The sequence below is a fragment of the Burkholderia sp. Ax-1724 genome, assembly GCF_011752995.1.
In the GTDB taxonomy this organism is placed as follows: Bacteria; Pseudomonadota; Gammaproteobacteria; order Burkholderiales; family Burkholderiaceae; genus Paraburkholderia.
Genome location: NZ_VWWL01000030.1, coordinates 66,074 through 78,381 on the forward strand (window position 1 = coordinate 66,074; position 12,308 = coordinate 78,381).

Annotated in this window: 12 protein-coding genes; 10 read left to right on the forward strand and 2 right to left on the reverse strand. The window is 61.2% G+C overall.

Annotated elements, in window-relative coordinates; all coding sequences use genetic code 11:
* Positions 1–19 precede the first annotated feature (19 nt).
* Positions 20–1,105, reverse strand: coding sequence for an alcohol dehydrogenase catalytic domain-containing protein (locus F3J19_RS28710; protein ID WP_205193328.1), 1,086 nt, complete (start codon positions 1,103–1,105; stop codon positions 20–22).
* Positions 1,106–1,333: 228 nt separating this feature from the next.
* Here F3J19_RS28710 and F3J19_RS28715 point away from each other — a divergent pair, with 228 nt between their 5' ends.
* From F3J19_RS28715 to F3J19_RS28740, 6 genes are read left to right on the forward strand one after another with little or no spacing between them, the layout of a single operon-like run.
* The gene (locus F3J19_RS28715; RefSeq protein WP_205193330.1) at positions 1,334–2,569 is read left to right on the forward strand and encodes an ABC transporter substrate-binding protein; all 1,236 of its coding nucleotides are present in this window, start codon (positions 1,334–1,336) and stop codon (positions 2,567–2,569) included.
* Between the two features lie 15 nt (positions 2,570–2,584).
* Positions 2,585–3,550 (forward strand): branched-chain amino acid ABC transporter permease, encoded by a 966-nt coding sequence (locus F3J19_RS28720; RefSeq protein ID WP_167049239.1) that lies wholly within the window; start codon positions 2,585–2,587, stop codon positions 3,548–3,550.
* Positions 3,547–4,569: a branched-chain amino acid ABC transporter permease gene (locus F3J19_RS28725; RefSeq protein WP_167049241.1), complete on the forward strand. Its 1,023-nt coding sequence runs from the start codon at positions 3,547–3,549 to the stop codon at positions 4,567–4,569. The genes F3J19_RS28720 and F3J19_RS28725 overlap by 4 nt, the downstream gene beginning before the upstream one ends.
* Complete coding sequence (locus F3J19_RS28730) at positions 4,566–5,387, forward strand: ABC transporter ATP-binding protein (protein WP_167049243.1); 822 nt, start codon at positions 4,566–4,568, stop codon at positions 5,385–5,387. Before F3J19_RS28725 ends, F3J19_RS28730 begins: the two co-directional genes overlap by 4 nt.
* Positions 5,374–6,084: an ABC transporter ATP-binding protein gene (locus F3J19_RS28735; RefSeq protein ID WP_167049245.1), complete on the forward strand. Its 711-nt coding sequence runs from the start codon at positions 5,374–5,376 to the stop codon at positions 6,082–6,084. The genes F3J19_RS28730 and F3J19_RS28735 overlap by 14 nt, the downstream gene beginning before the upstream one ends.
* An 18-nt stretch (positions 6,085–6,102) precedes the next feature.
* The gene (locus F3J19_RS28740; protein ID WP_167049247.1) at positions 6,103–7,566 is read left to right on the forward strand and encodes an FAD-dependent oxidoreductase; all 1,464 of its coding nucleotides are present in this window, start codon (positions 6,103–6,105) and stop codon (positions 7,564–7,566) included.
* Between the two features lie 45 nt (positions 7,567–7,611).
* Here the strand turns inward: F3J19_RS28740 and F3J19_RS28745 are convergent, their stop codons facing one another.
* A complete protein-coding gene (locus F3J19_RS28745) occupies positions 7,612–8,388 on the reverse strand; it encodes an FCD domain-containing protein (RefSeq protein WP_345891072.1) in 777 nt (258 codons plus the stop codon).
* A 273-nt stretch (positions 8,389–8,661) separates the two neighbouring features.
* Here F3J19_RS28745 and F3J19_RS28750 point away from each other — a divergent pair, with 273 nt between their 5' ends.
* The 4 genes from F3J19_RS28750 to F3J19_RS28765 form a co-directional block, all read left to right on the forward strand.
* On the forward strand, positions 8,662–9,537 hold the full coding sequence (locus F3J19_RS28750) for an enoyl-CoA hydratase/isomerase family protein (protein ID WP_240159303.1): 876 nt from the start codon (positions 8,662–8,664) through the stop codon (positions 9,535–9,537).
* Between the two features lie 85 nt (positions 9,538–9,622).
* Positions 9,623–10,417 carry an SDR family oxidoreductase gene (locus F3J19_RS28755; protein ID WP_167049251.1) on the forward strand — a complete coding sequence of 265 codons (795 nt, stop codon included), beginning with the start codon at positions 9,623–9,625 and terminating at the stop codon, positions 10,415–10,417.
* Positions 10,418–10,451: 34 nt separating this feature from the next.
* The gene (locus F3J19_RS28760; protein WP_167049276.1) at positions 10,452–11,594 is read left to right on the forward strand and encodes an acyl-CoA dehydrogenase family protein; all 1,143 of its coding nucleotides are present in this window, start codon (positions 10,452–10,454) and stop codon (positions 11,592–11,594) included.
* 81 nt (positions 11,595–11,675) lie between these two features.
* Positions 11,676–12,308, forward strand: a 633-nt coding sequence (locus F3J19_RS28765; protein WP_167049278.1) for an electron transfer flavoprotein subunit beta/FixA family protein, incomplete at its 3' end; no start/stop codon positions are given.

Below are 12,308 nucleotides of genomic sequence, written 5' to 3' on the forward strand. Positions count from 1 at the left end.
ACGCGTCCGGCACCACGACTCAGGCGGCGGATGTCGTGCCGGGAATCAGCACGGCGCGGCCGCGAATCTTGCCGGCGTGCAGCGCGTCGAATGCGCTCAGTGCGTCGCGCAGCGCGAAGCGGGTGACGAGCGGTTTGATCGCGCCACGTTGAGCGAGCGCGATCACCGCGGCCAGATCTCCATAGGTACCACCATATGGGCACATGAGCGATGCACCACGCGGTAGGGGATTGTTCGCCGAGCGTGCCACGAAAGGATAGGTCCCACCCGAAAGACCCACGACGCGAATCGCACCGGAGCGACAGACGAATGCCGCATCCAGTTGCAGCGTTGTATCGCTGCCGACGAAGTCGAGCACGACGTCTGCTCCGCATTCTTCGGTGAGCGCCATGACGCGCTCGGGCAGATCGTCGTCGGTCGCCAGCATCGCAATGTCGAGCCAAGGCCGCGCGGCATCGAGCGCCTCGCTGGAGATATCGATCGCGACGATTCTTGTGGCGCTTGTCGCGCGAAGAATCTGTGCGGCCAGATTGCCGAGCCCACCGAGCCCGATGATCACCGTGGTCGAGCCGGGATATAGCTGTTCTGAACACGTGCGAATGGCGTGATATGGCGTGAGTGCGGCATCGGTAAGCGTCGCGGCGACCGCTGGGTCCAGATCGCCAATCGACATTAGAGCACTCGCTGGCGTGCACACGTATTCGGCCATGCCGCCGTTGCGGGTCACACCGGGTGTCGGCGGTGGCGAAAGGCGGCTGCCGGTGCGGCGGCAAGCATTCTGACGGCCGGCGAGACACGCGGCGCAGACGCCGCACGACCAGCAGGGATGGACCACTACACGGTCGCCGCGGCGCCATTGTGTGACGCCCGCGCCGAGCTCGAGTACTTCGCCTGCGATTTCATGCCCGAGGGTCGTGCCATCGGGTGTACGCGAGTCGGTGGCGCAACGGATATGCACGTCGGTCTGGCACAGACCGGCGGCGAGCACGCGAAGCAGTACTTCGCCCGCTTTGACTTCGGGCCGGCGCAACGTCGCGAGTTGGACGTTGCCGGGTTCGAGCAGTTGTACAGCTTGCATCGAATGATTGCAGTGTTCGCTTTGCATATTTGTCTCCTGAATGTTCTGTTTCGAACGCGTGCCGGCCATGGCGTCAGTGTGCGCGACGCGCTGCCATTTGCATGGTCCTGCATACCGCTGATTGCGTCACATACGAGGTAAAACCCCGAGCCGGGCTTTCTTGACATCGTAAATCCGACACGCTTATGATAATTCAAAGGTTCATCCAATGAACAATTGATGGGGAATTTACAAACCATGGATCGGGAGACAGGCATGATTGAAGCGCGCTGCGCAGTACGTATAAAACAGGCAATCGGTTGGTCGAATGTCGCGAGGTTGACTTTGGCGGCACTGACTGTGATGGCGCCGATGCTCCCCGCGCGAGCTGCGGCGCCGATTGTGATCTGCTCGGTCGACGATCGTAGTGGCTCTGCTGCCGAGACGGGCATTCAGGGTTACCAGGGTCTGCAGATGGCGCTTGACGAAGCGAACGCTGCGGGCGGTATCGGTGGACACAAACTGCAACTGGTGGCCTATGACGGCAAGACCGATCCGCAATTGACGGCGACCTTTGCTTCGCGTTGCGCCGAAGACGACAAAGGACTGGTGATCATCGGGGGCAATCCTTCTGCGCCCGCTGCCGCGATGATTCCTGTTGCGACTGAAGAAAAGACTCCGTATTACATCCTGTCGGCGGGAACGGACTCGTTGATCGATTCGTCGGCAACCTATCATTTCCGCTTCGGTCCCGCCAATCGCCAGGATGCGGCCGCCATTGCCGACCTGCTTGCGCAGCAGGGCTTCAAGCGTCCGGCCATCATCAACAACTCCGTGCCGTTCGGCATCGACGGCGCACGTGCCACGACGGCGGCGCTGAAGAAAAAGAACATCAGTGTCATCGCGCAGCAAACCTACGACATCAACGCCACGGATCTGTCGCCGCAGGTGACGAACCTGCGCGACGCGAAGCCCGACGTGGTGATCGTGTTCCCGTACGCGGCCGACGGTGCGCGCGTCCTGCGCACCATGCAGCAACTGAACGTCAACGTGCCGATCGTCGTTTCGCGCAGTGCGCTGCTAGATACACTGCGCAAACTTGCGGGGCCCGCCAGCGACGGCGTGCTGATTCCGAATACGGTAGATCCAACGCGCCCCGATGTGCAGGCATTCTTCAAGACATTCGACGCACGCTTCGGCCCGCATCAGCCCACGCTCTATCCGGTACTCGGTTACGACGCGGGCAAGGCCGCCCTGCAGGTCATCGCGACTCCGGCCGTGCTCAAGGCGATCGATGCCGGCGATATCGCGCAGGCTCGCACCGCATTCCGGGACGCGACGGAGAAGCTCAACGGCTTCAAAGGCCTGCAAGGCGAACAGGGCGCGTCGTATCACTTTGGTCCGAAGCAGCATCACGGTTCGCCCGACGAGCACTGGTACGTCTTCATTCAGGTTGCAGACAACGGCACTCATCTGGTGAAACCGGACCTGAGCAAGTTCAAGCCTCATTGAGGCTTTGCAGAAGTTTTGTCGAAGAAGGCGGCGTTGTCGCCCAGCGTTCGCCTCGACGCTTCATCCTGGATTCGGACAGTTTCAACGAGAGCCATGCTCATGGACAAAATCAGTGTCTTGTTGCTCGCCGGTCTAACCAACGGCAGTGTCTACGGTTTGATCGGTCTGTCGTTATCGCTGATCTACGGCACGAACCGTGTCATTAATTTCGCTCAGGGCGATTTCGTGATGATTGGCACGATGTCCGCGGTGTTTTTCATGGTCACCTGCAATCTGCCGACACCGCTTGCTCTTGCCGCAGTGATCTCCGTCGTGCTCGTGTGCGGGCTGATACTCGAGTTCGCTGTGTATCGGCCGCTCGTCAAGCGCGGTGCGCCGCCTCTCACGATCATGATCGGCATGCTCGCGGCGGCAATTATCGCCAGCGGCGTCGCGTTGCTGATCTGGGGTGCCGATCAATTGTTCGTGCCCAGCATCCTGTCGATGCAACCGATTACGCTCGGGCCCCTCACGACCAACCAGCAGCAACTGGCGATCATCGTGGCCTTCGTCGTATTCCTGATCGTGACGTGGTTTCTGTTGTATCGCACGAGCTTTGGCCTGTGCGTGCGGGCGACTGGCGCGCAACCGCGCGTCGCGCAACTGATGGGTATCCGTTCATCGCGCATCGTGCGTTTCGGATTTCTCTTCAGTGCGCTCGTGAGCGGGGTGGCCGGCGTGCTGATCGGACCGCTGCTGGGTGGCCAGGCATCCATGGGCGTCGATCTTACCGTCAAGGGATTCATGGCTGCGATTCTCGGCGGCCTGGGCAGTCCGTTTGCCGCGGCGGCGGGCGGCATCGTCATCGGCATTCTGGAGGCGTTCGTGGCGGGTTATGGCAGCAGCCTCTATGCAGAACCCATCATCTTTGTGTTAATCCTGCTCGTCCTGTTGATCCGTCCGTATGGGCTTCTGGGCGACTTCGAGGCGATCCGGCGATGAAGACAGCATCCACTCCATCCACTTTCTGGTCAGTCAAGGCACCATTCGTTGCACTGCTCGCTGTTGCGCTGCTGGCGCCGGTGCTGCTGACCACCGGCTTCCAGCTACGGCTGATTTCGCTCATCTGCATCTACGCGATTCTGAGCGTCGGCTTCAATTTGCTCTACGGTTACGCCGGGCAGATCGCCATGGGGCATCAAGGCTTCTTTGCGATCGGCGCGTACGGGTATGCGCTGCTGCAGCTCAATGCGAAGTTTTCCGCGTTGAGCGCGTTGCCCGTGAGCCTCGTGATCTGTGCGCTTGTCGCGCTGGCGATCGGGATACCGCTGTTGCGGCTGCGCACACACTATCTGGCGATGGCGACATTGTGTTTCGGCATCGTGATCGCGGGCGTGGCGAATCGCTGGATCGAGGTAACGGGCGGCACCGCGGGGCTACTGATTCCCGCGCTTAGCATTGGCGATAAATCCGTTGACCGTTTGACGCTGTACTACGTGATCGTGATCGTCACCGCACTCGTGCTGATATTGCAGAACTTTATCGTTTCAAGTCATCTGGGACGTTCGTTGCAAGCCATCCGTGATGATGAAAGAGCCGCGGCCGCGCTGGGTGTCAACGTCTCCGTGCAGAAGTTGCGAGTGTTCGTATTGAGCGCGGTACTCGCGGGCCTGGCAGGTATTGGCTTTTCCGTCGTCAGCCAGCAGGTGAGTCCGAGCATGGGTGAATTTCCCGTGTTGGTGTCGATGCTGACGATCGCGGTGGTCGGCGGTCTCGGGACACGGTATGGGCCGGTACTCGGTTCGATCGTGGTCGTCGCCGCGCCGCAGCTGCTGACGCGTTTCGGCGAATTGCAGACGCTGGTGTATGGCCTGTGCCTGCTGTTGTTCCTGATCTTCCTGCCCAACGGACTCTCCGGCCTGCTGGGTTCGCGTAGTCGTCTGCAGCGCAGCAGGCTGCTCCGCCAGTCGCCGCCGCGCGTGCCGGCCAATCCGACGGTCAAGAAAGGAGTTGGACAATGAGAGGCCAGTTTTCGGAATCACGCACGCCTATCGTCGGCACGCCGCAATTGATGGAGATTCAAGGCTGCATGAAGCGCTTTGGCGGCTTGCTCGCGGTCGACCAGGTGTCGTTCGATGTTCGTCAGGGAGAGGCGATCGGCCTGATCGGACCGAACGGTGCCGGCAAGTCGACTACCTTCAATCTGATCACAGGTGTGGATACGCCTACTTCCGGCGACATCGTGTTCAAGCAGAAAAACATTACGCGCCAGCCCTTGCATCGGCGTAGCGCGATGGGCATGGCACGCACTTTCCAGATCGTGCGGCTATTCAGCGGGCTGACTGTGCTCGAGAACGTGATGCTCGGCTTTCATCCGCAACTGGTGGACGGTTTTTTGTTTTCGCTACTGCGTTTTCGTAAGGTCGCGGCTGACGAACGGCGTTGCGCGACGCGGGCAATGGAACTATTGGAGTTCGTAGGTCTGGCGCAGCGCGCGCATGACCTGATTTCGCACCTGCCGCATGGGCAGCAACGTCTGGTGGAAATCGCACGGGCATTGGCGAGCGAGCCCAGCATTCTGCTGCTTGACGAGCCTGCTGCCGGACTGAACGACCAGGAAACCGCGGGTCTCGGACGCATGTTGCGTCAACTGAACGACGACGGTTTGACGATTCTGATCGTCGAGCACGACATCGGCTTCATCATGGGCCTGTGCCATCGCATTGTGGTGCTCGATCATGGCGCGAAGATTGCCGAGGGCGATGCTGCGTCGATTCAGAGCAATCCGAAAGTGATCGAAGCCTATCTGGGAACCGGAGGCGCACATGCTAAAAATTGATGGCCTGCGTGCCGGATACAAGGGCACGGAAGCGTTGCACGGTCTCTCGCTGGAGATCAAGCAAGGGTCAATCGTGTCGGCGGTCGGTGCCAATGGCGCGGGCAAGTCCACACTCATCAACGCGATTTCGCGGCTGGTCGAAGTGAACGCCGGATCGATTACGTTTGACGGCGAGGACATCGTCGCGTTGTCGGCGCCGGAGGTGGTCGAGCTTGGCATCGTGCAGGTGCCGGAAGGGCGGCAGCTATTTACCGCACTGACCGTGACCGAGAACCTGCGCCTCGGCTTTCATCGGCTGCGCCATCGACGCGATGCATCACTTTATCGAGACCGGCTCGATTACGTCTACGACCTGTTTCCGAAACTCAAGGAGCGCGCCGATCAGCGAACGATCAGCCTGAGCGGCGGCGAGCAGCAGATGGTGGCGATGGGCCGCGCCTTGATGGCGGACCCCAAACTGCTTCTGCTCGACGAACCTTCGCTGGGCCTCGCGCCGCTAGTCGTCGAGCGGCTGTTCGGCGTCTTGCAGGTGTTGCGCAAGACGGGTCTCACGATCCTGCTCGTCGAGCAGCATGCGGACGAGGCGCTGGCGTTGTCAGACTACGGCTATGTGCTGTCGGTTGGTCATATCGCCGCACAGGGCACGGGAGAATCGTTGCGTGGCCACGAAGCGATCCATCAGTCCTATCTCGGCTAGGCAGCGGGAGTCAATGTCATGTCGGATGTATCGCTGAGCGTGGATTTTGCCATCGTAGGCGCGGGGCTCGCCGGGCTCGTCGCCGCCAACCGGGCCGCCGAAGCGGGTCTGTCGGTCGCGCTGCTGGAAGCCGGCCGCGAAGAATGCTATCCCGCGAATTCTCGCTATGCGGGCGGGGTGTTTCATCTGGCGTTTCTCGACGTGTCGTCGGACCCGGACGCGCTGCGGCGCGCGATTGTCGACGCGAGCGCGGGTTTGCGCGACGAAGCGCTCGCCGTCGCGCTGGCGGTGGATGGGCGGCGTGTCGTGGAATGGCTGAGCCGTCACGGCGCGGAGTTCGGCAAAGGCGGAGACTATGCCTTCATGGGCCATATGCTCAAGCCCTACAGTCTGCGTGAAACCGGCATTCAGAATCATTGGCGCGGCAAGGGAGGCGATCTGTTGCTGGCGCGACTTGAAGCATTGTTGATCGAGTCGGGAGGACGCTTCATACGCGGTGCGCGCGCTGAGGAGCTGCACATGGTCGATGGCCGTTGTATGGGCGTCCACATGAGGCAGGTGGACGGCTTGAGCCGCCTTGTCGAAGCGCGTGCCGTGCTGCTTGCCGACGGCGGTTTCGCGGGTAATGCGCAGATGGTTAAACAGTACATTTCGCCGCGTCCCGAACATCTCTGCAAGCGCGGTGCGGGCACCGGTATGGGTGACGGCATCAGGATGGCTCAGGCCGCAGGTGCGCTGCTAATGGGGATGGACAAGTTCTACGGCCACGTACAGCACGCGCAGGCGCTCGAGGACGAGTCGTTGTGGCCGTATCCGGTGCTGGATATCGTGGCTTCGTCGAGCATCGTGGTGGACGGCGCGGGTCGTCGTTTTACCGATGAGGGGCTCGGCGGCGTCGCGGTGGCAAACGCGATTGCCACACTGGACGAGCCGCTGTCCTCGTTTGTCATCGTCGATGAAGCAATCTGGGAGTGCGCGGGTCGCGCGTTTCTGCTGCCACCGAATCCGGCGCTCGAACGGCTCGGTGCGACGATACATCGGGCGCCGGATATCGCGAGCCTCGCGAATCAACTCGGAATGGACGCGGTCGTGCTGCGTGAAACGGTGCACGACTATAACGCGGCGCTTGCAGAGGGTCGTCTTGACCGCCTGTCGCCGCCGCGCACAGTCAGGCCGGCGACGCTGGCAACGGGTGCCTCGCCGGTCGAGGGGCCGGGTTTTCTGGCGATTCCGCTGTGCGCCGGCATGACGTACACGATGGGCGGCATTGCGATCAATGCGGATGGCGCGGCGCTGGATGCTGCGCGCCGTCCGATTCCAGGCTTGTACGCGGCGGGCGCGACGACTGGCGGCATCGAGGGCGGCTCGAATTCGGGCTATGTGGGTGGTTTGATGAAGGCTGCGGTATTTGGGCTGCGCTCGGCCGAAGCGGTTACGCGCGGGGCGATGGCACGAGGTGAGGGCAGCCTGACAGCAGCTTGACGTGGTCTGCTCCGCTGTTCCGGCCTTGACACCGCAAGCGTATCTTCAGCGCTTCAACTCGCTTTGCTGGGCCAGGTAGTGCTTTTGTAACGAACGCAGATGCGATTCCATTTCCGCACCGGCTTTTTCCTGGTCGCGTGCGGCGAAATACTTCAGCAGACGCCGGCGTGACGGCATGACCGCACTGTCAGGTGCGGGCGAGACCAGTTCGAGCATTTGCTCATGAATCTCGACCAGCGCATCCGTGAGGATGACAAGCACCGGATTGCGCGCAGCGCGCGCAACCAGCCGGTGGAATTCCAGATTGATGCGCAGCCGTTGTGGAACATCGCCGTTCGCTACCGCGAGTTCGCTTTCACGAACGTTCTCGCGCAACGCCGTGAAATCTTCTTCCGTGCCGCGTTCGCAGGCGAGGCGTGTGGCCGCGACGCCGACGATCAGGCGTGCTTCGGTCAGATCCGCGGGCTGAATTGCGCCGAGACGGAACAGGTCGGTAAAACCGGCAATGACCGCGTCGCCCCGGCCTTCCCGGACAAAAGCCCCGCCGGTTGCTCCCTTGCGGAACTCGAGCACGCCCGCCATTTCCAGTGAGCGCAACGCTTCCCGGACCGTGTTGCGGCTCAGGCTGAACTGTTCCGCCAGATCACGTTCCGGCGGCAGGCGGTCACCTGGTTGCAGCGCACCGCTTTGCAGTTGTTCGCGAATCTGGTCGGCGACGGCTTCGAATGCGCGCCGTGTCTGGACCGGCGCATAAGCGGGCGTGGGGCGCACGCGGGCAGGCGGCGCGTCAGCCTTGGCAGCGGCACTTTGCGCCTTCGTCACTCGAGCGGGGGAGGTAGCGTTTTTCAATGATTAATCCATTCACGGTTTGTCGGAATCCTAACCCCCGGCGACCAATTCTTCAAGTGAGCAATACCCGTGTCCGCCATCAGCGAAATTCCTGGCGATTTCCTGACTTGACATCGGCTTCGTTCTCGCTGAGTATATTTCAAAGGTTCATCCAATGGACCAAATGAAATGTGTAGTGTGCGATGACCGCTGGGTCTCCCCGGCATTCGTGAGATGGATGAGACAACCTGAGGACAGGAACGGGCGATGAGTGAAGATCTGAGAGATGCAGTCAAGTACGAGGCGAAGGACGGCCGTGCCTATATCACCTTTTGCCGCGACGAAAAGCGTAATGCGCTGACGTACGAAATGTTCGATCGGCTGATGGAGCACATGGAGCGTGCCGAGCGCGACGACGACGTGCGCGTGATCGTCTTCCGTGGCGAGGGCCGTGACTTTTCTACGGGCCACGATCTTGGCCAGGTGGGCGGTGCCGAATACGGCTTTTCCAAAGAACCCGGCGCACGGCGGCCCAGCCAGCGCGCGCGGCTGCATTTCGATAAGCGCCACGTCGAGCAATTCCGCCAGATGCTCTACTGCGTGAAGCCGACCTTGTCGCTCGTGCAGGGCTATTGTGTGGGCGCCGGGCTTTATATCGTCGAAGCCAGCGATCTGGCCATTGCTGCCGAAGACGCGAAGATCGGGCACCCGGAGCAGAAGATGGGGCTCGCGGGTGCGGCCTATCTGACCAGCTGGAACATTCTCGCCCTAGGGCCCAAGAAAGCGCGCGAACTGCTGTTGCTCGGCGAAGTCGTGAACGGTATCGAAGCGGAACGCATGGGGCTCGTGAACAAGGCCGTGCCCGCGGATCAACTCGCCGAGGCGGGCGAGGAATGGGCAGAGCGCATTGTACGTTTGCCTCGTGACGCGATCGCGATCGGCAAGGCGGCGAATCATCTCGCGCTGGACTCGCTCGGCATGACCTCGCAGTTCGTGCACGGCTATGTGATGCATGCGCTCGGCACCAACATCCGCTATGAAAGCGATGAACACAACTTCATGAAGGAGCGCCGCAACAAGGGCGTGACGAGCGCCGCGCATGCGCGCGAAACGCGCTACGGCGAAGAAGAATCCAGCAAGTGACAGCGGCGGAGCCATTTATGCGCCTGGGTGGTGGCGTTGGCGCCGGGCGTGTCTGAAAACGAATTGTTGGGAGACAGGTAGCACCATGCTTACGGATCTGAGAGGAGCATCCGCTGTCGTGCTGGGCGGAACAAAAGGAATTGGGCGCGCGAGCGTGCTGAAACTCGCGCAAAGCGGCGCGAGCGTCGTGATTCAAGGCCGCGACGAAGCGGCTGCGGCATCGTTGATCGACGAGTGCCGTGGGTTCGAGGGCGAACGGGTGTTTGTCAATAGCGATCTGCTGACTTACGACGGTATCGAGCACGCGGTTGCCGCCGCGGCACAGCGCTTCGGCAAGGTCGATATCGTGGTGGCGAGCGGCGGTCCGCGCGAGCCTAAGCCGAAATTGTTCGTCGATATGGCGCCGGATGAGGGGATTGCGTGTCTGACAAGCCGCCTGATGCCACGTTTGAACGCGGTGCATGCAGCCACCAGATTCATGCGTGACCGGCAATACGGAAAGATCGTTCTGATCACCACGGACGCAGCGCGCATTCCGACTCCCAGCGAATCGATGATCGGAGCAGCCGGCGCGTCAATCATGTTTTTGACCCGTGCGCTTGGCGCGGAACTCGCTCATCTGGGCATCCGCATCAATTCGGTGGCGACCACGCTCACCACAGGTACGCCGGCGCATGACCGCTTTCTTGCGGCGAAAGAGGCAGGCTCGCAGGAGGTGATCGTCAAGGCCTTTACTAAAGCTGAACAGCGTGTGAAGTTCAAGCTGAATTCTGCCGAGGATCTTGCGGAATACGTACTTTATCTGTCGAGCCGGGAGTCGGATCAGGTGTCGGGTTCCACGCTGAGCATCAACGGCGGCCTGTCGTTCCCAAGCTATTGAGAGCCCGACCCAACAGCATCGAGAGAGAGTGATTATGCGGCTAAATGAAGAGCTGGTTTCGATTCAGGATTCGACCCGGCGGATGGTTCAGAAGCATATCGTGCCGCTGGTGGCGGGGATGGAGGCGGAGGACCGCTTTCCAGAGGAACTGGTGCCGGTGATGGGCGATATGGGGCTGTTGCAGTTGTGGCTGCCGGAGGAGTACGGAGGGCCTGGCGGCAACCTGAAGACAGTCTGCATCGTCAAGGAGGAGATCGCGAAGGTCTCGCTCGCGGCGGCTACGCTGTGCGGCAACAATTCGATTTCGTTCGTGTTGCCGTTGCTGCATTTCGGTACCGAAGAGCAGAAAAAGCGCTGGTTGCCGCTCGCGGCGGAAGGGCGGCTCGTTTCCGCGATTGCGGTCACGGAGCCGCAGGCCGGCTCCGACGTTTCGTCGATTCGCACGCGTGCGAGGAAAGACGGCGACTCTTACGTAATCAACGGTCAGAAGAACTGGATTACATGGGGTGGCTATGCGCACTACGTGCTGTTGTTCGCACGTACCTCGGATGCGAGCGGTTCGGATGGCATCAGTGCATTTCTGGTCGACACGAAGACGCCGGGTTTTCGTCTGGGCCGTAAGGAACATAAGATGGGGCGGCACGGTGCACCCAATCATGAACTCTTCTTCGACGATATGCGTGTCGACGCCGACTGCATGATCGGTGCCGAAGGCGAAGGCTTTAAGGCCTGCATGAAGGTACTCGACCTGAACCGGCCGACGATTGCAGCAACCTCGCTTGGGCTTGCGCAAGGCGCGCTGGACGTGTCGGTGGCGTATGCGAAGGAACGCAAGCAGTTCGGCCGCGCGATCGCCGAGTTTCAGGGCATGCAGTTCAAGCTCGCCGACATGGCGATCAAGGTCGAAGCCGCTCGCAACCTGCTCTATAACTGCTGCGATGAAATCGATTCGGGCGATCATTCCCGACTGAACATGCTGGCGTCGATGACCAAGTGCTTCGTGACCGACATCGCGATGGACGTGACGACCGAAGCAGTGCAAGTGCTCGGCAGTTACGGCTATTCAAAAGAGTTTCCCGTCGAGCGGATGATGCGCGATGCAAAGCTGAATCAGATTATCGAAGGCACGAACGAGATTCATCGGCTGATTGTCGCGCGCCGCTTGCTCAGTGCATGAAGCGGCGTGAAGGGCCGCGCGAGTGCGGCTCGCAGTGGTCGGGAGCGGGATGAAAACAGAATCACGATGGAGACGCAATACATGAAGGTGATGGTCGCGGTGAAGCGGGTGCTCGACTACAACATTAAACCGCGCGTGAAGGGCGATGGCAGCGGGCTCGATCTGACTAGCGTGAAGATGTCGATGAATCCGTTCGACGAAATCGCGGTGGAAGAGGCGGTGCGCCTGAAGGAAGCGGGCGTGGCGACCGAGGTGATCGCGGTGTCGGCGGGTGTGGCGCAGTCGCAGGAAACGCTGCGCACGGCGCTGGCGATTGGAGCTGACCGTGCGATCCTGATCGAATCGAACGAGGAGTTGCAGCCGCTGGCCGTTGCAAAGCTGCTCAAGGCACTGGTCGACAGGGAGCAGCCGCAACTGGTGATCCTCGGCAAGCAGGCCATCGACGACGATTCGAACCAGACCGGCCAGATGCTCGCCGCGCTCGCGAATCTGCCGCAGGCCACGTTCGCCTCGAAGGTTGTCGTGGCAGACGGCAAGGCCACCGTGTCGCGTGAAGTGGACGGCGGCGCGGAAACGCTGTCGCTGACGCTGCCGGCCGTCGTGACGACCGATCTGCGCCTGAACGAGCCGCGCTACGTGACGCTGCCGAACATCATGAAGGCGAAGAAAAAGCCGCTGGAAACCGTGAAGCCCGAAGACCTCGGCGTCGATGTC